Source organism: Comamonas sp. A7-5 (genome assembly GCF_039581385.1).
GTDB classification, from domain to species: Bacteria; Pseudomonadota; Gammaproteobacteria; order Burkholderiales; family Burkholderiaceae_C; genus Comamonas; species Comamonas thiooxydans.
Window position 1 is genome coordinate 336,276 of record NZ_JBCPWO010000004.1, and the last position, 17,096, is coordinate 353,371.

Annotated in this window: 19 protein-coding genes; 7 read left to right on the plus strand and 12 right to left on the minus strand. The window is 61.4% G+C overall.

Annotated elements, in window-relative coordinates; translation table 11 throughout:
* Positions 1-22 precede the first annotated feature (22 nt).
* The 6 genes from soxY to AAIL67_RS09655 all read right to left on the minus strand — a co-directional run bounded on the left by soxY (position 23) and on the right by AAIL67_RS09655 (position 4,921).
* Positions 23-478 carry a thiosulfate oxidation carrier protein SoxY gene (gene soxY / locus AAIL67_RS09630; protein WP_019042819.1) on the minus strand — a complete coding sequence of 152 codons (456 nt, stop codon included), beginning with the start codon at positions 476-478 and terminating at the stop codon, positions 23-25.
* A 47-nt stretch (positions 479-525) separates the two neighbouring features.
* On the minus strand, positions 526-1,599 hold the full coding sequence (locus AAIL67_RS09635; RefSeq protein WP_343483870.1) for a c-type cytochrome: 1,074 nt from the start codon (positions 1,597-1,599) through the stop codon (positions 526-528).
* Positions 1,583-2,935 carry a sulfite dehydrogenase gene (soxC, locus tag AAIL67_RS09640; protein WP_343483871.1) on the minus strand — a complete coding sequence of 451 codons (1,353 nt, stop codon included), beginning with the start codon at positions 2,933-2,935 and terminating at the stop codon, positions 1,583-1,585. The genes AAIL67_RS09635 and soxC overlap by 17 nt, the downstream gene beginning before the upstream one ends.
* Before the next feature lie 55 nt (positions 2,936-2,990).
* Positions 2,991-3,311, minus strand: coding sequence for a c-type cytochrome (locus AAIL67_RS09645; protein ID WP_343483872.1), 321 nt, complete (start codon positions 3,309-3,311; stop codon positions 2,991-2,993).
* Between the two features lie 126 nt (positions 3,312-3,437).
* Positions 3,438-3,929 (minus strand): hypothetical protein, encoded by a 492-nt coding sequence (locus tag AAIL67_RS09650; protein ID WP_343483873.1) that lies wholly within the window; start codon positions 3,927-3,929, stop codon positions 3,438-3,440.
* The gene (locus AAIL67_RS09655; protein WP_280008425.1) at positions 3,929-4,921 is read right to left on the minus strand and encodes an MBL fold metallo-hydrolase; all 993 of its coding nucleotides are present in this window, start codon (positions 4,919-4,921) and stop codon (positions 3,929-3,931) included. Before AAIL67_RS09655 ends, AAIL67_RS09650 begins: the two co-directional genes overlap by 1 nt.
* Before the next feature lie 159 nt (positions 4,922-5,080).
* On the opposite strand from AAIL67_RS09655, the gene AAIL67_RS09660 reads away from it, so the two are divergent.
* The gene (locus AAIL67_RS09660; protein WP_012838847.1) at positions 5,081-5,494 is read left to right on the plus strand and encodes a DsrE family protein; all 414 of its coding nucleotides are present in this window, start codon (positions 5,081-5,083) and stop codon (positions 5,492-5,494) included.
* A gap of 61 nt (positions 5,495-5,555) precedes the next feature.
* Here AAIL67_RS09660 and AAIL67_RS09665 read toward each other — a convergent pair whose 3' ends face one another.
* Both AAIL67_RS09665 and AAIL67_RS09670 read right to left on the minus strand, forming a co-directional pair.
* Positions 5,556-5,864: a metalloregulator ArsR/SmtB family transcription factor gene (locus AAIL67_RS09665; protein ID WP_003053925.1), complete on the minus strand. Its 309-nt coding sequence runs from the start codon at positions 5,862-5,864 to the stop codon at positions 5,556-5,558.
* A 234-nt stretch (positions 5,865-6,098) separates the two neighbouring features.
* Positions 6,099-6,692: an NUDIX hydrolase gene (locus AAIL67_RS09670; protein ID WP_279085738.1), complete on the minus strand. Its 594-nt coding sequence runs from the start codon at positions 6,690-6,692 to the stop codon at positions 6,099-6,101.
* A gap of 96 nt (positions 6,693-6,788) precedes the next feature.
* Here AAIL67_RS09670 and AAIL67_RS09675 point away from each other — a divergent pair, with 96 nt between their 5' ends.
* The gene (locus AAIL67_RS09675) at positions 6,789-7,727 is read left to right on the plus strand and encodes an MBL fold metallo-hydrolase (RefSeq protein WP_003062796.1); all 939 of its coding nucleotides are present in this window, start codon (positions 6,789-6,791) and stop codon (positions 7,725-7,727) included.
* Positions 7,728-7,860: 133 nt separating this feature from the next.
* Here the strand turns inward: AAIL67_RS09675 and AAIL67_RS09680 are convergent, their stop codons facing one another.
* Positions 7,861-8,931, minus strand: coding sequence for a 3-keto-5-aminohexanoate cleavage protein (locus AAIL67_RS09680; RefSeq protein ID WP_012838850.1), 1,071 nt, complete (start codon positions 8,929-8,931; stop codon positions 7,861-7,863).
* A 770-nt stretch (positions 8,932-9,701) separates the two neighbouring features.
* On the opposite strand from AAIL67_RS09680, the gene AAIL67_RS09685 reads away from it, so the two are divergent.
* Positions 9,702-10,700, plus strand: a complete 999-nt coding sequence (locus AAIL67_RS09685) for a tripartite tricarboxylate transporter substrate binding protein (protein WP_343483875.1) — start codon at positions 9,702-9,704, stop codon at positions 10,698-10,700.
* Between the two features lie 77 nt (positions 10,701-10,777).
* Here AAIL67_RS09685 and AAIL67_RS09690 read toward each other — a convergent pair whose 3' ends face one another.
* Positions 10,778-11,800 (minus strand): AraC family transcriptional regulator, encoded by a 1,023-nt coding sequence (locus tag AAIL67_RS09690; protein ID WP_003062790.1) that lies wholly within the window; start codon positions 11,798-11,800, stop codon positions 10,778-10,780.
* Positions 11,801-11,910: 110 nt separating this feature from the next.
* Here AAIL67_RS09690 and AAIL67_RS09695 point away from each other — a divergent pair, with 110 nt between their 5' ends.
* The 4 genes from AAIL67_RS09695 (at position 11,911) to AAIL67_RS09710 (ending at position 15,942) form a co-directional block, all read left to right on the plus strand.
* Positions 11,911-12,822, plus strand: a complete 912-nt coding sequence (locus AAIL67_RS09695) for a TauD/TfdA family dioxygenase (RefSeq protein ID WP_343483876.1) — start codon at positions 11,911-11,913, stop codon at positions 12,820-12,822.
* 15 nt (positions 12,823-12,837) lie between these two features.
* A complete protein-coding gene (locus tag AAIL67_RS09700; RefSeq protein ID WP_046460155.1) occupies positions 12,838-13,440 on the plus strand; it encodes an alpha/beta fold hydrolase in 603 nt (200 codons plus the stop codon).
* Positions 13,441-13,539: 99 nt separating this feature from the next.
* Positions 13,540-14,592, plus strand: coding sequence for a tripartite tricarboxylate transporter substrate binding protein (locus AAIL67_RS09705; RefSeq protein WP_343483877.1), 1,053 nt, complete (start codon positions 13,540-13,542; stop codon positions 14,590-14,592).
* Positions 14,593-14,829: 237 nt separating this feature from the next.
* Positions 14,830-15,942 (plus strand): porin, encoded by a 1,113-nt coding sequence (locus AAIL67_RS09710; RefSeq protein WP_343483878.1) that lies wholly within the window; start codon positions 14,830-14,832, stop codon positions 15,940-15,942.
* A gap of 127 nt (positions 15,943-16,069) precedes the next feature.
* Here AAIL67_RS09710 and AAIL67_RS09715 read toward each other — a convergent pair whose 3' ends face one another.
* Positions 16,070-16,420, minus strand: coding sequence for a Rieske (2Fe-2S) protein (locus AAIL67_RS09715; protein ID WP_050788931.1), 351 nt, complete (start codon positions 16,418-16,420; stop codon positions 16,070-16,072).
* The gene (locus AAIL67_RS09720; protein WP_003062781.1) at positions 16,389-17,045 is read right to left on the minus strand and encodes a DsbA family protein; all 657 of its coding nucleotides are present in this window, start codon (positions 17,043-17,045) and stop codon (positions 16,389-16,391) included. Before AAIL67_RS09720 ends, AAIL67_RS09715 begins: the two co-directional genes overlap by 32 nt.
* Positions 17,046-17,096 lie beyond the last annotated feature (51 nt).

A 17,096-nucleotide genomic window follows, 5' to 3' on the forward strand; every position in this document is an offset into this window, starting at 1 on the left:
TGTTTCAGATGACTTTTTGCAATCAACCGCCGCAGCCACCGAGGGTGACCTTGACTTCCTTCTTGGCATAGAAGGCCTTGCCGTCATTGGTGATGGCCACGGCATACACATCCGAGGACTGGCCCAGCTTGGCGCGGGTCAGGAAATTGGCGTCCAGCGCCTCGTTGACGGTGAAGGCGGCCACCAGCGTGTTGGGGTTCTTTTCCACCAGCACCAGCATCTGCTTCACATTGGGCAGGCTGGTCGCTGCGCCCAGGGGCACGACGGCCCCGTTTTCGGCGATGTCGGGCGCCGTCAGTGTCACGTCCTTGCTCTCGGCAGGTGCAGCAGCTCCCATGGCCTTGAGCACATCGGCCACGGTCTTGGCGTCGAAAGCGGTCTTGTTATAGGCCGCCTGCGCTGCTTGCGGCAGCAGACCGGCGGCCATCAGCATGCCGAGCACGGCCGCACTGTTCCTGAGGGCGTCTCTACGTTTCATCTTTGTCTCCTTTTCATTCACTTCACAGTCGCACGACACAAGCTGCATCATGGCTTGGCGCCCGCCGCCAGCCACTGGGCAATCACCTTGGCATCAGCATCGCTGAGATTGGGCTGGGGCGGCATGGGTGTTGATCCCCAGACGCCGGAGCCTCCGACCCTGATCTTGTTTGCCAGATAGTCCAGCTGGCCACCGTGCTTGCTGGCAATTTCGCTGAAGGCCGGGCCGACGAGTTTCTGAGCCATGCCGTGGCAAGCCATGCAGGCGTTCTTTTCCAGCAAGGCCGTCGGTGCCGCGCTGCCCGATTTCCTGTCAACCGCAGGCTTGACCGCCTTGCTTGCACCGCCATCGGTCTCGATGCCGCGCTGGGCACCGACCAGCCGGTTCTGCTGGGCCAGATTGCCGTGGTTGTTGCTGGCATGCTCGGGCAAGGCCGAGCGCAGCCTGGGCTCGGGGCCGCAGTTGCTCATGCAGGCAGTGGCCAGCACATCGGGCCTGACGCTCTTGCCGAACTCATTGCCGGGCCACAGAGCATGCCGGGTCGTCATGCCGTTGCGGTTGGGCAGCTTCCGCTGCACCTCGGCAATGTTCGTGTCGCTGAGCGTGAAGCTCTCGGGCACCACGCCACCGAGGTTGAGCAGGTAGGCCGTGACGGCATACACCTCTTCGGTGGACAGCGACTTGGGCGCATTCCAGGGCATGGCACGATTGATGTAATCCCACAGCGTGGACACCGTGGCCACTTTCATCAGGGTCGTGCGGCCCGGAAAGGCCGGATCCTTGAGCCGCGCCACATGCCCGGTCTTGATGTCCTCGGCCGTGGTGCCGCCGACCAGCGGGCTGAACACCTCGTTGGATTCGCCGAACACCCCGTGGCAGGACGCGCATTTGGACTCCCATACATCCATGCCTTTTTGCACCGAGCCCGAGCCTGCGGGCAGCCCCTTGAAGTCAGGGCGCACGTCGATATCCCAGGCCAGAACCTCCTTGCCCGTGGCATTGCGACCCACGCCGGGATAGCGGTCTTCGGCAGACTTGCTCTGTGCCGCAGCGGGCCCGGCAGCCACGCCCATGACCAGCATCAGCGCCAGCAGCGCCAACGGTTTACGCAAGCTGAACATTGGCGACCTCCCCGTTGGCACGTACCGCCCAGGACTGGATGGAGTTGTTGTGATAGATGGAGCGCGTGCCGCGCGCAGCACGCAGTTGCTGGTAGCTGGGCTGCACATAGCCGGTCTCGTCCATGGCGCGGCTCTGGATGATGCATTCCTCGCCATTCCAGACCCAGTCCAGATTGAAGCGTGTCAGGCATTTGCCCATCACCGGCCCTTCGAGCCGAGCCGTGCGCCAGCTGCGACCGCCATCCACGCTCACATCCACGCGCTTGACCTTGCCGCGGCCCGACCAGGCCAGGCCCGTGATGTTGTAGAAACCCTTGTCCAGCAGCATCTGGCCGCCGGACGGTGTGGTGACCACACTCTTGCACTCCTGAATGCTCGAGTACTGACGGTGCTGTCCGTCCGGCATCAGATCGACATAGTGGATCGCCTCGTCCTTGGCTGCATAAGGCATGTCGCCCACCTCGATGCGGCGCAGGTATTTCACCCAGCTCACGCCCTGCACGCCCGGCACCACCAGACGCAGCGGATAGCCCTGCTCGGGCCGCAGCATCTCGCCGTTCTGGCCGTAGGCCACCAACACTTCGCCCGAGGTAATCAGCTCTACGGGGATGGTTCGCGTCATGGACGAGCCATCCGCCCCCTCGGCCAGAATGAACTTGCCCTTCTTCAGATCGGCACCGGCCATCTCCAGCAGGGTGATCAGGGGCACGCCCGTGAACTCGCTGCACGACAGCATGCCGTGTGTGTACTGCACCGTGGGCACGGCCACATTGCCCCACTCCATGCCGGTGTTGGCGCCGCATTCTATGAAATGAAAGCGCGACACCGAAGGCAGACGCATGATCTCGTCCATGGTGAAGACCTTGGGATTCTTCACCAAGCCGTTGATCATCAGCCTGTGCTTGGAAGGGTCGATATCCCACCAGCCCTGGTGGTGGCGCTCGAAATGCAGACCGCTGGGCGTGACGATGCCGAACAGCGACTGCAGCGGCGCAAACGATACCGAGGCCTGCTTGGTCTGGGTCAGACCCGGGCTCTGGCGACGCTGCACATTGGCCTCGTACCTGGAAGGCTTGCCGTAGCCGTCGGTGACCACCGGCTGGCCCAGGCCCTTGCTGTGTGCGGGCAGCTCCAGAATATTCGGGTCCCCATCGCCGCTCACGGCCTGCCGCTCCTGCGCATGGACAGCTGCAGCGCTGGCTGCCGCGGCCGCGAAAGCCCCGCGAATGAAGTCACGCCGACCTGCCCTGGCTTCGGCAAACACCGTACCTACATCGTCCGCCCGCACAAAGTTTTCGGGTGCCTTGCGCACCTTGCCCATCAACTGGCTTTGCATAAGCTCTCTCTTTGATCGTTGGTGGCGCTTACCGGGAAAGCACGACACGCCTGTTTCATTTGGGACCCTTGAGAATCCAGGCCGCCAGCGTCTGGGTGTCCGCATCGCTGAGTGCTGGCTGGGCGGGCATGGGCACCGCCCCCCATTTGCCGGAGCCACCGGCCTTGATGCTTTTGACCAGATAGGCCTGTGCATCGGCCTGGGCCGCATATTTCCTGGCCACATCCTGGAACGCCGGGCCTACCAGTTTCTTGTCCGCCGCATGGCAGGCCATGCAGGCGTTCTTCTGCGCCAGCGCCTGATCCGCCTGCGCCAGTGCAGGAACAGCCAGCCCCAGCAACACCGTCAAGCCACCCAGCCAGGATGCAGTTTTCATCGCTTGGTCTCCTTATATTTATATATAAGCATGTTGTTATTTAAAGTATCCAACAGCTCGTCAAATTTGAGATCCCGCGCTAACCCTCGTTATTCCCGAACAGGAACAGCGATACCCATACCCGGCTCAGCGCCCCTGCACCGCCGCGCGGGCCGTCTGCATGCGCTCATCCAGATAAGCGCCATAGAAGTCGGGGATGGAGCTGCCGCTCAAGCGCTCGGCCACCTCCTTGTGAGCAGCTCCATAGAAGAGCACGGTCGGCGCCACCTCGATGCCCAGTTGCCTGACCATGTCGCCATGCGTGGTCGCCGTGCCATCCCAGCTCTGCAAAGGCTCACGTGACAGAAAATGAATCTGAGTCACCAAAGCCCCGGACTGTTGCAACGGCAGCAAGTAATGTTCGCGCACGATCTTGCAGAACGGGCAGCCATGCAGGCTTGCCATCACCACCAACGGCTGCTTGCGGGCCAGCGCCAAGGCCAGGTCGTGCTGCAGACTCTGGCTGGTGGGCAGCAGGCGCTCAGAGGCATCGAGCGCCGCCCACGCCGGGGCCGCCCCCGCCAGCAGCAGCTGCAAGCACAGTCTTCTGCGGGCACGAAAGGAGCTGGCTGTTTCCATCACGGCTTTTCCTGCTCCATCAGCAAAAAGGTGTTGTAGGCATTCATGCGATTGGCTTCCTTGAACAGCGGGTAAGCCGAGAACCTGGACCAGTCCGTCGCCTGATAGGCCTCGTCAAACGGGTCGAGGTTGGCTGCGGCCTTGCCCATGGCCTCGCGCAGATAGTGCAGATAGTCTCGCGTCAGCTGCATGTCCTGGCGCGGCTGCTCGGAGGCCGGGCCGTGGCCCGGCACCATGACCTTGACGGGGAGCTTGAGCAACTCATCCAGCGCGGCAATCCAGTGGCGGCTGTCGGCCTGGCCCACATAGGGAATGCGGTTGCGAAACACCACATCGCCGATGAAGAGCACGCCGCTTTGCGGCAGGAAGATGGCCGTATCCTCCGGCGTATGCGAGGGCCCCATATGCTGCAGCACAAAGTCCACGCCCCCCACCTTCAGCGTGGAGCTATCACCCGACACCCATTGATTCGCGGGCACCAGGCGCGTGCTCCGGTCGACCCAGGGCGCCAGGTCCTTGCGCGAAGCCTCAAGCCGCAGATGCGCGGTTTCTGAGTTGATGTATTCACGCGCCTGGGCATGGGCCACGATTTTTGCGCCCAGGGCCTCGAACACCTGCAGGCCATAGATGTGGTCGGCGTGATAGTGGGTCAGCAGCACATGGCTGATGGGCTTGGGCGTCAGCGTACGGATTTTCTGCACCAGCTCCTCGGCCAGTGCGGGCGAACCCAGCGCATCGATCACGACCACGCTGTCATGGGTGATGACAAAGCCCGCATTGGAGATGAAGTTACGATTGGCCGGGCTGCCCAGCGCCGATACGCCCTGCACAAAAAATACATTGGCAGCCACCTGTTGCAACTCCATCACGGGCGCGCTGACCGCTTGCGGAATGAGCGACCTGGGGGCTGCATCATGCGCGGCCGCTGTACCTGTCGCTGCAATCGTTGCCCACACAAAGCTCCTCAGCGCAGCTCCTGCCCAGCTTGTCATGGCTCTGTCTCCCTTGCATGGGCAGCGCGTCATGCTTGCATGTCGCCACTAGCGCTTGCCCTATTTTTGAATGTTTGCGTCATCGTTAATATAAGCAAGTGGCAATATTTAACCAGCAGCATCTTCCCTGATGCCTACAGACACCACAGGAGACCTTCGATGAAGCGCCAACTTGTTGCCCTGAGCTTTGCCCTGTGTACGGCGATTGCCGCCGCTCAGGATGTGAAAGTGGTCTATCACGTCAACACCGGCGTGGAGACAGCGGCCGCCATACTCGCCAATATCAATAACGAACTCAATGCCTCGCCCACGGACAAGATCGTGGTGGTCACCCATGGGCCAGGCATAGACTTTCTGCTGAACAATGCCAAGGACAGCAAGGGCCGCGAGTTCAGCGGCCAGGTCAGCGCACTGGTGGGGCGCGGCGTGGAGTTCAAGGTCTGCAACAACACGCTGCAAACGCGCAAGCTCGATGCCTCAAGCCTGCTGATGGAGGCCTCGGTCGTCCCCTCCGGTGTGGCCGAAGTCGCACGCCTGCAGGCCAAAGAAGGCTTTGTCTATCTCAAGCCCTGAACCACATACGGCCATGAAAAAAGGCGCCTGGTGCGCCTTTTCTTCTTTTGGGCTCAAGCCGTCAGTTCTGTTCGATGGCAATCTGCACGCAGATGGTGCGGCACATATGGACGACCTTCTCGTTGGCGATGAAGTAGTAGATGCTGACCCCTTCGCGCCTGCGGCCCAGAATGCCGGACTGGTACAACGTGTTCAGATGCTGAGACATATTGGGCTGGGTCGTGTCTATGGAAGCCAGCAGCTCGGAGACGTTTTTTTCTCCGTTGCACAACGCGCTGATGATCTTCAGCCGCATGGGCGCAGCCATGGCTTTGAACAGCTCGGCCGCACTCTCGAAAACGCTGTCATCCTCAAGCTCTGACGATTCCATGAAACACTCCTGAACACCGCTTCAGACGGCAACCCTCAAATAGAGGTGGTACGCCATGGTGCATGGCACCAGTTTATAGGAAGGTCATGCAGCGCCTGTCATCACCCGACGACAAACACTGATAGGCATCAGGCAATCCCGAAAAAGAAGCAGCCAGCGCCTGACTGCTATGAATTTCAGGAACTTTCATAGCTGAAACTCATTGCCAATATACGCAAGCAGCTATCAAAAAAATCAAGCTAGCTTCCACTCCAGAGGCCAGGCACCGCTTTGCACGTTCTGCAGCCACAGGCAGCAGCTCAGGGTTTTGGCGTCGGTGACCTGGCCGCTACGCACGCCGTCCAGCAGCTCGTCAGCCGTCATGCTGCAGACATCGAGAAACTCGTCGGCATCGAGCTGGCGCTCGCCCGCAGTCAGGCCGCGCGCGAAGAAGATGTGAATGACTTCGTCGGAGTAGCCGATCGCCAGATGCATGGGGCCGGCATAGGCCCATTCCCGCGCGCTGTAGCCGGTTTCCTCCAGCAGCTCGCGCTGAGCGCAGATCAGCGGCTGCTCGCCCGCATCGAGCTTGCCTGCAGGAAACTCCGTCATGACCCGGCCCACGGGGTAGCGAAACTGCCGCTCCAGCAGCACGCGGCCATCGTCGAGCAGGCCTATCACCACCACGGCGCCGGGGTGCACCACATACTCGCGCGTGGCCTGCCCGCCATGAGGCAGACGCACGGTATCGAGCCTCACCTGCAGAAAACTGCCCTGGTGCACCAGCTCGCTTTTGATGGGGTGCTCGATCAGATGGGCTTCCTGAGCCTGTTTGTCTTGTTGGGTCATCTCCGACTCGTCTTTCAAAGCGCTGTGGTGACAGCGCAAATACATCCAAGGTTTTAATCTTCGCAGAAGCCGGCTTCACTTTCCTCCACTCAGACCATGATGCATCCCATCGACACAGCCCAGACAGACATACAGCGCCACCAGTTTGGCCGCGTGACGGTGTTTCGCGGCGCCAAGGGTGGCAAGTATCCGGACGGCAACCAGGTCATGACTCGCGGCAGCGATACGCTGGCAGCGCTGGATACGCCTATCGTTGCCAACCATATCGGGGCCGAGTTCGATGCCACCGAGCTGGTGGTGATGGGTCATGTGCATGAGGACCATATGGCCGGCCTGCACCGCCTACCAGACGCGCAGGTCTTTGCTCACGCGGGCGATCTGGCGGCCTTGCAAAGCTGGGAGGGCCTGGTTGCCACCTTTGGCTGGGCTGATTCGGCTCAGGCCGGCATCATGCGCAGCAAGCTGGAGAGCGAATTCTTCTACGCCCCCAGACCCGATGCCAGGGGCTACGAGGATGGAGCCGTCTGGGAGCTGGGTCAGTCGCAGATTCGCGCCATTCATATGCCTGGCCATACGGCAGGCCATACCGTGCTGCTGATCGAGCCCGAAGGTGTTGCCTTTATCGGCGATATCGACCTGACAGGATTCGGCCCTTATTACGGCGATGCCTGCTCCTGTCTGACGGACTTTCGCCGCAGCCTGGCGCGGCTGCCCGAGATCGATGCCCGGGTCTGGGTGACCTCGCACCACAAGGGCATTTACACGGAACGCGAGGCGTTTATTCGAGACCTCAAGCGCTTTGCTGCGGTCATTGACGAGCGCGGTGCGCGCATTCTCGAATGGCTGGCGCAGCGGCCCATGACGCTCTCGCAGATGGTGGAGCAGCGCCTGCTCTACCCGCAAGGCTTTGATGCGCCCTGGGTACAGGGGGCCGAGACGCGCAGCATTTCCCAGCATCTGGATGAGCTGCTGGCGGTCGGAGAAATCCTGCAGGAGCGCAACGTGCGCGGCGAAGACCTTTATCTGCGGGCTTGAATCCAGAGAAATAAAAAAGCCGACTTCTCAAGGAAGTCGGCGGTGGCAGGCGCTTGGCCACGCATCCACCAGGCAAGCGTGACAAACGCACAGCGGCTAGATCAGCCGGGCCCGGTCACCCGGGCTTTGAGACTCAGGCCACAGCGTCCATGGGCTTGCGCAGAAAGCCCTGGTTGGCCCCTTTGCGGTTGGGTGCGAAGCCGTTCTTGGCCAGGGTTTCATCGGCGGTTTCGTAGAACACGCCGATCTGCTTGATCTCGCGGGCCTGCTGGGCCGTGGCAATCGGGCGACCGAACTCGCCCGCAATGCGCACCAGCTGCTTGATCTGCTCCACGGTGCTCATCTTGCCGGTGCGGGTCTGATTCCACAGCACGTCTTCGATACCGCAGCGCACATGCAGACCCAGGGCCATGCCGATCATATTGATGGGCAGCACGTTCAGCACCGAGCTTTCCACCGTCACGATGGCGTTGTCGGGCACGGCGCGCAGCATATTGGCCAGGTTGTAGATATTGGCCTGGTCCATGCCGCCGCTGATGGCGACCCAGTTCATGACCAGCGGCCCCTTGTAGACGCCACGGCGGATCATGCGCTCTATGGTTTCGAAACTGTTGATGTTGTAGACCTGGAAGGCACTCTGGATGCCCTTTTCGGACAGGCGACGGATATGTTCTTCGACGAAGCTGGGGTTCGAGGGAACAATCATGTCCTTGTAGGTCTTGTGCAGATGCGGGAAGCCGCGCGAGACACCGCGGAAGTCGTCTTCGCCGGCATGCTCGGTCACGTTCATCTGCGTGGTGTTCACGGTCACCGTCACCTGGTCGGGCACGGGTGTCAGCTCGGCCAGCATATGGCGGGTATCGTCGGAGAGCCACTTGGCTTCGCCGTCCGGGCCTTCGGGCGCAAAGCTGATGGAGCCGCCGACCTGGATGATCATCTCGGGCACACGCTCACGCACACCGGCAATAAGCTCGTTGAACTTGGACAGACGCTTGCTGCCCTTGCCGTCGTCTTCACGCACATGCAGATGCAGCACGGTGGCGCCGGCCTCATAGCAGTCCACGGCCTTCTGAATCTGCTCTTCCATGGTGATGGGGATGTCCTCGGGGAAGTCCGAGGGAATCCAGCCCGGAGCGTAGGGAGCAGCAGTGATGATCAGCGGTTGCTGGTTTTCGGGATACAGGTGACCGTCAAGAAAGTTCATGGTTGTTGTCTCCGGTTTGAGTGCGAGAAATCAGTGTCTGGACAAACTGCATCAGCCGATTTCAGGCCATTGCCGATGCGTGAAGCCAGTATCAAATGCCGTACGAGATGCCACTTTGCATTTCAAGACACGCGCTTTCTCAAACGCGACAAGACCAGCAAACCATGCCTGAAGGTGATTGGCTCAGGCAACAGAGAGACGACATCGGTTCATGCACTGCAAAAGTCCAGGCGACTGCCGCGCACCATCGGCAACCTGCGACCTCCCCCTCCTCGCGGCTCCGATTGCAAGGCGCCCATACCGCGCCTCAAGCACGCATCGAAGCCATGCAGGCTGCAGCCCTACATCGGGTAAGTGCGGAGTACTGCAGTCATCAAATGCGAAGTCGCAGGCATGAAACGCCAAGTCACCGGACTTGCGGACCTCCATCATGAATTGGTGCATTCCTACACCCCAAGCACAAGAGCGCAGGGACATGCCGGCAGATTCAGCGGATCACCTATTCGTTGGGTCTGCCCCCTACGAGACAGAGATCGGCGTCATGCCGAATGTCTGCCCCCCATGAAAAACGACAGGAGACATCAATGACAACCGCTGTGAATTTTGCTGGACCACCCGGCCCGCAAGTGATGCCCGTGATTCCCGTCTTGCGAGCCAGGGCCGATAGCGCCGCAGCAAGACAAGCGCTGAATGCTTGCGTTCTTGAAGATGGGCGGGTCACAGACTCTCCCGCCAGCACCATCTGAGCAACTCCATTTAGGGAGCAACACATGCGAAACATTCCTCGAACCCTGCGTTCCTGCGCCGCAATTCTTTGCGTCGGCGTAATGGCCAGCACCGCCGTACAGGCTCAGACCCCCGCATCCGCCTGGCCCGTCAAACCCATCCGCCTCGTCGTTCCTGCGCCTCCTGGTGGCATCACCGATGGTGTGGCGCGCCTGGTGGCCGATCATCTGCAGACCAATCTGGGCCAGCCCGTGGTCGTCGACAACAAACCCGGCGGATCGGCCGTGATTGCCGAGCGCGCCGTGATGAATGCACCTGCCGACTGGCATACGCTGATGATTGCGCCCTCCAGCATCTGGACCGACTTTCCGCTTACCGTGAAGACGCCGTTTGACGTGCACAAGACCTTCACCTATGTCTCGGATGTGGCCTCCATGGTGCATATGCTGGTGGCCAACAACAGCTTTCCCCCCAACAGGATTCAGGAGGTGCTGGACTATGCAAAAAAGAGCTCCGGCCCTATCAATATCGCCAACCTGAGCCCCGGCACTCGCTCCGACATGCTGGGTGAGTTGCTGAGCGAGAAAAGCGGCGGCAAGATCACCGCCGTGCCCTACAAGGGCTCGGCCCCTGCCATCGTCGATCTGATCGGCAATCAGGTACAACTGACTTTTGAAGTGGTGACCAATGCAGCCCCGCTGGTCAAGGCCGGCAAGATCAAGGCCCTGGGCGTGGTCTCGCCCAACCGCTCGCGCCTGCTACCCGATGTGCCCAGCTTTGCCGAGCAGAACATGCCCGACTTTGTGCTGCCCGATGCCAGTGTGGGACTGTTCGTGCTGAGCAGCACGCCCCCGGCCCTTATCCAGAAGGTGCGCCAGGAAATGGACAAGGTGACTCAATCCGCCAAGTTTCAGGCGCAGCTCAAAACCCAGGGCTTTGACGCCCCCCAGCCCAGCACGATGACGGAGCTGCAACAAAAAATGCTGAACACGGTGGAGCAGAACCGCAAAATTCTGAGCAAGCTCAGAATCGCCAGCAACTGAAGGACGCTGGCGTAGCCGCCCTCTCCCTGGGGTGGCACTTTGGTAGTGTGTTTGGCGGGCCCTTACGGCCCGCTTTTTTATGCGCCGCCCGTGCCTTCGGTCTGCGCCTTGGCACGGCTGTCCTTGGCACTGCAGCCGAACTGGCTCTGATACCAGCGTGAAAAACTGCTGGGGGCCGTAAAGCCCAGCAGCTCGGCCACTTCGGTCAGAGAGCGGTTGCTCTCGAACACATAGCGCACGGCCAGCTCCTTGCGGATATCGTTCATCAGCGAGGAAAAGCTCTGCCCCTTTTCCGTCAGCCGGCGCTGAATGGTGCGTGGCACCACACCCAGGTGCTCGCTGACTTTCTCAATGCTGCAGCGCCCGCTGGGCAACAGCAGCAAGATGGTGCGGCGCACATCGTCCAGCACTGCTTCCTCGCTCATGGGAGCCACGGACTCCAGCAGCTTCTGGGCATAGCGCACCATGGCAGGGTCGGCAAATTCGTTGCGCGTATCGAGATCGGCCTTGACGCAAACAATGCAGTTGAACTCTTGATTGAACTCCACGCGCGGGCCGAACATCAGGTGATGCATGCTCAGGTCCTTGGGCGCGGCGTGCTCGAAACACACCATGCGAGGCTGCCAGTCGCGACCTATCAGCTGCCGAATGGCGCGCACCATCACGCCCAGCGCCAGCTCCACGCGCTGGCGCGTAGGCTCATGGGCACGGCCGGCCAGCAACAGCTCACGGATCAGCACCGTGTCGGCCTGCTCGTCCAGCTCCAGCGTCATGGCGCCGTTGAGCAGGGCCAGATGACGCACCAGCAGGTTCAGCGAATCGCGCAGCGTAGCCTGATCGCGAATCAGCAGGCCCACCGGCCCCATATTGGACAGCAGGCGCGAGCGCGCCATGCACAGACCAAAGCTTTCATTGCCCGACTGCGTGGCCGAGGCCTGCAGCAAACGCCCCACCTTGTCCACCGGAATCATCAGATCCGGCTCGTCGAGCACACCGGGGCTCAGGCCGGCATCGAGCAGCATGCGCGCGCCATTCAGTCCCGAAGCCTGGGCGACTTCGGCGTAATTGGTCAAGCAGGCGGCGCGAACGAGAGAGGCCATGGGGTTTCACTAACTTGGCACTAATTGCAAAGCACCAGTCATGTAATGACAAGCGCCGATCGAGGGGAGTTTTCACACTGGCGACATTGATTCTATAAGGAGACTTCCCAATGAAAAACGAGGTTGGCGCAGCACCCGCCCTTATCCGCTCCAGCTCTTTGACCCGCTCGCTGGGAGTCAATCCTCTGACCTGCTCCATCGGTGCGGAGCTGTCCAACGTTCACCTGGGAGCGGCCGCCGAGGACGAAGGCCTGATGACCGAGATCCGCCAGGCACTGCTCAAGCACCGCGTGATCTTTTTCCGCGACCAGGACATCACACGCGCCGAGCATGTGGCATTTGCGCGCAAATTTGGCGAGCTGGAAGACCACCCGGTGGTGGGAAGCCACCCCGAGCACCCAGGCCTGGTGCAGATCTACAAGACCCCCGACAACCCTCTGGACCGCAACGAAAACTCATGGCACACCGATGCCACCTGGCGCGAGCAGCCCCCCATGGGCTGCGTGCTGCGCTGCGTTGAATGCCCGCCAGTGGGCGGCGACACCATGTGGGTGAACATGGTGATGGCCTATGAGAACCTGCCAGACGACATCAAGGTCAAGATCGAGCATCTGCGTGCCCGCCATAGCATCGAAGCGAGCTTTGGTGCCGTCATGCCTATCGAAAAGCGTCTGGCACTCAAGGCCCAATACCCCGACGCCGAGCACCCCGTGGTCCGCATCCACCCCGAAACCGGCGAGAAGATTCTGTTCGTCAACAGCAGCTTCACCACCCATTTCACCAACTACAACACACCCGCCAATGTGCGCTTCGGCCTGGACAAATCGCCCGGTTCCTCGCAACTGCTCAATTACCTGACCAGCCAGGCCATGATTCCCGAGTACCAGGTGCGCTTCAAATGGAGCAAAAACAGCGTAGCCTTCTGGGACAACCGCTCCACCCAGCACTACGCAGTGATGGACTACCAGCCCTGCCACCGCAAGATGGAACGCACCGCCATCATCGGCGGCCCCACGGACTGAGCCAGGAGACAGAAGATGACCTTGAAGCACACGATTCTCATCATCCCCGGCCTGCGCGACCATGTGGAAGAGCACTGGCAGACGCTGCTGGCAAAGGAGCTGACTGCGCAGTCCGTCCCCTGCGTCACCGTTCCACCGCTGGAGCAGGACAAGCTCAGCTGCCATGCCCGCCTGGACGCGATCGACCGTGCACTGGACAGCATCGACGGCCCCGTCATCATCGTGGCGCACAGCGCCGGCTGCATGATGGTCGCGCACTGGGCGCTGCGCCGAGCCCGTCCCATTCTAGGAGCCTTGCTGGCCGCCCCCGCCGATGTGGAAACCCAGATGCCTGCCGGCTACCCCCCCAAGGATGTGCTGGCAGCCCACGGCTGGACGCCCATCCCGCGCCAGCGCCTGCCGTTTCCCACACTGCTGGCAGCCAGCAGCAATGACCCGCTGACCGCGTTGGAGCGCGCGCGCGGCTTTGCGCGCGACTGGGGGAGCGAGCTGGTGGAGCTGGGCCCCCAGGGCCACCTGAACCCGGCCTCGGGCCATGGCCCCTGGCCGCAGGCAAAACAGCTGATCGAGGATTTGCAGGCTCGGATCGAAGCCCGACAGCCCGAGCCAACGGCCTGAGCCGCCCGACGACCATCACGATGAATGCGCAGCCACCCACAATATATAAAAGGTGCGCGCAGATGGGGAGCCAGACCTCCCTATTGAAGGAGACAAGCAATGAAGGCAACGACACCCGCCTCGCGCAATTCAGTGGACACGGCAGACTCTCGCGCCGCGACAGCCAGCGCACTGCGCCGCAAATTAGGTCTGGCCGTCATGGCCGTGGCCGCCAGCCTGGCCCTGCCCGCACAGGCCGAGCAGAGCGCAGACTGGCCGACCAGGCCCATACGCCTGATCGTCACCGGGCCTGCCGGCGGCACGGCCGACACCCTGGCCCGTCTGCTGGCAGAGGGTATGACGCAGGAGCTCAAGCAGCCCGTGATCGTGGAGTCCAAGCCCGGTGCCTCGGGAGCCATCGGCATCCAGGACCTCAAGTCGCATGGCAAAAGCGGCTACACCTTTTTGGTGATTCAGGACGGAGCGCTGAGCGAGGCGCCCCTGGCCCAGAAAGTCAGTTTCGACCCGTTCAAGGACCTGACTCCGCTGGCCCAGCTCACACGCACTGGCCTGGTCATGGTCGCCAACAAGGATCTGCCGTTCCAGACCCTGCCCGAATTCATCAGCTACGCCAGACAGCAACGCGACGGCGTGGACTTTGCCTCCTACGCCACGGGCCTGAAGGGTCACACCTCGGGCATGCTGCTGGGCCAGTTGGCCAAGATCAATATGCGCCATGTGGGCTACAAGGGCTCGCCCCCTGCGCTGGTGGACCTCATGGGCGGCCATGTCCCGGTGATGTTCGATGGCGTCACCACTTCACTGCCCCTGATTCGCAGCGGCAAGATCAAGGCGCTGGCAGTCGTCTACCCGAGCCGCCTGCAGACTTTGCCCGAGGTGCCGACCTTCACGGAACTGGGCTACCCCCAGCTGTCCAAATCCGGCTGGTTTGCCGTGTGGTCCCATCCGCAAGCCCCGGCAGCCATCCAGCAGAAGCTGCGGGATGTGGCGCTGGCGCATTTCCGCAAGGAGGCCGTGCTCAAACAGCTCGCCACGGTGGGCATGGAGCCCGGCCAGCCCCTTACCACGGCAGAAATGACAGCCGACCTCAAAGAGGCCAGCCGCAAACAGGCAGCCCTGCTCAAGTCCATAGGCTACAAGCCCGAAAACTGAGGCCCGGGTCCTTGAGCAGTTGCCCTCAAGCTGCTCCATTACTTATCTGATTCAAGACCTTTGCCCAGTGCCAACCCTTGGCACCGTGGGCGGCCGCACCCGGCTCCAGTCCTTTGGCGGGATTAGAGCTGGGGGCTTGCCTGCGCCCTAACCCATCCCCAGGCCCGGCCTTGCCCTGCTGTGTTTTTCGTCGGTTTGCCACCAGGCATCTTTTTTCAACGGTTCAAGGAGACATGAATGACTACAAAAAAAATGGCTTTCAATGCGCTGAGCGCTCTCGCATGCACGCTGGCGCCGCTGGCGGCCTCGGCACAATCCTCTGTGCAGGTCTATGGCGTGGTGGATATGGCCGTATCCAATTACCGCGGCGCTGGCGCAGGCTCGCGTCAGATGCTGACCTCCAGCGGCAATCAGGCCAGCCGCCTGGGCTTCAAGGGCCGTGAGGATCTCGGCAACGGTCTGGCCGCCGGCTTTGATCTGGAAGCGGGTCTCAATACCGACAACGGCACCGGCCAGGCCTCCAACACCAACAACCAGCCTTCGGGGGCAGGCAGCAGCAATGGTCTGAGCTTCAACCGCAAGGCCCTGGTCTATCTGCAGAGCAAGCAATGGGGCGAGGTACGCCTGGGCCGCGACTATGTGCCCGCCTTCTGGAACATGTTCAACTACGACCCCTTTCGCCTGGGCGTGGGCATGAGCCTGCATGTGCTGCACGGCACCACTGTGACGGGCTTTCGCGCATCGAACAGCATTGGCTACTTCTCGCCCGGCTGCTCCAGCTCCAGTTGCAAAGGCCTGTTCTATCAGTTGATGACTGCATTCGGTGAAAACGATGCCGGCCCCAACCGCCAGGACGGCCGCGTCTATGGTGCACGCCTGGGCTATGGAGGCGACAACTGGGATGCAGCCGTCGCCATCACGTCCACCAAGAACCGTGCGGCCGACGATTACAGACAGATCAATGCCGCCGCATCCTACCTCTGGGAGGGCCACCGCCTCATGGTTCTGGCTGCCGATCACCGCACTGGCAACCGCCTGGCAGGTCTGGACAATGCCGACCATGTACGCTACTGGCAGCTGGGTGCCATCTGGAAGGTCGGTAACGGCAATATCCCCATGAGCTTCATGCGCCTGAACCGCAATGACAACAGCGGCAGCAGCTCCAGCAAGTACGCAGTGGGTTATGTGCACAACCTCTCCAAGCGCACCGCACTCTACGGCACCTATGCCTATGTAGACAACCGCGGCAGCATCAACCTGCCGGTGGCCACGGGCGCGCTGCAAGGCCCGATTCCAGTCGCTGGCGGCAATGCCTCGGGCTTTGACATCGGCATTCGCCACACGTTCTGAGTCCAATCCATGGCAACCGGCGCCTGCCGGTTGCCGGCCAGAGGACATCAATCCTGAAACCATAGAAGAAGGCCCGCAGAGAAAATCTGCGGGCCTTCTTCTATGCACATCAGCGCTCGATGGTTTATCAGCAGTTGTCAGGCGGTTTGAGCCAGAGCAGTCCCTCTCTGACAAGAACTTCGTAGAGAGGAATCGTCATCTGCGGCGATGCCGTGCACTTGCCGCTGCGGATATCGAACTTGAGTCCATGCGCGGGGCAGCTCAGCACATGGGCATCGCAATTGCCGCCGGCCATGGAGGCACCCGCATGCGGGCAGCTGTTCTCCAAGGCATAGAACTCGCCTTCGACATTCAGCAGCAAGATGCTCTGGCCACCAGGCGTGAAGACCAACTTTCGCCCGCCAGGCGGCAAATCCCGCACGGCACCGGCGGCCAGCAATGCGGTATCAGGCGAAGATGCTGTCGGCAACACGGGCATGCTCCATGGCGCGCAGCAGCTCCGCGGGCGCCACCGCGCCCGTCACCTGCAGACGCTGGTTGAACACCATATGCGGCACGCCGCCGGTATGGCCGGCCTCGCTTTGGTAGCGCAGCGCATCAAAGCGGGAAGGATTCCAGTCCAGTGCTGCCGAGTGCGCCAGCTGCTGCAGCACCATGACCGAGCCTATATCGCGGCCCTGCACAAAGTAAGCGGCAAAGATGGACTCCACAAAACGGATCATGGATTCACCATCGAGCAGAGTCTGCGCGTAGTTGACCAACGCACAAACCAGGCGCGTGCTGGGGAAGGTTTCAATCAGCGCATGATTGATCTGCAGGCCCGCCGCATGGGCCGCCGAGCGCACCTGGGCACGGCGAACCTCCACGGCCCTGGGACCGCCCAGCCTGGCTTCGTAGAAGGCCTGGTAAGGCACTCCATGCTCCGGGATATGGGGCAGCAGAGTGTCTGCATGCCAATGGATTGCAAGCTGCTGGTCGGGATATCTGGCCAGCAGCATCTCACGGGCGGCCAGCAGATTGCGCAGACCGATCCAGCACCAGGGGCAGATCAGGTCCAGCGAAAAGTCGACCTGCAATGTCGTTGCAGCAGAGCTTTGAGTCATGGCATTTATTTCTTTGGGCAATCACCGGGGTTGATGCAAAAAAGGGCTGAA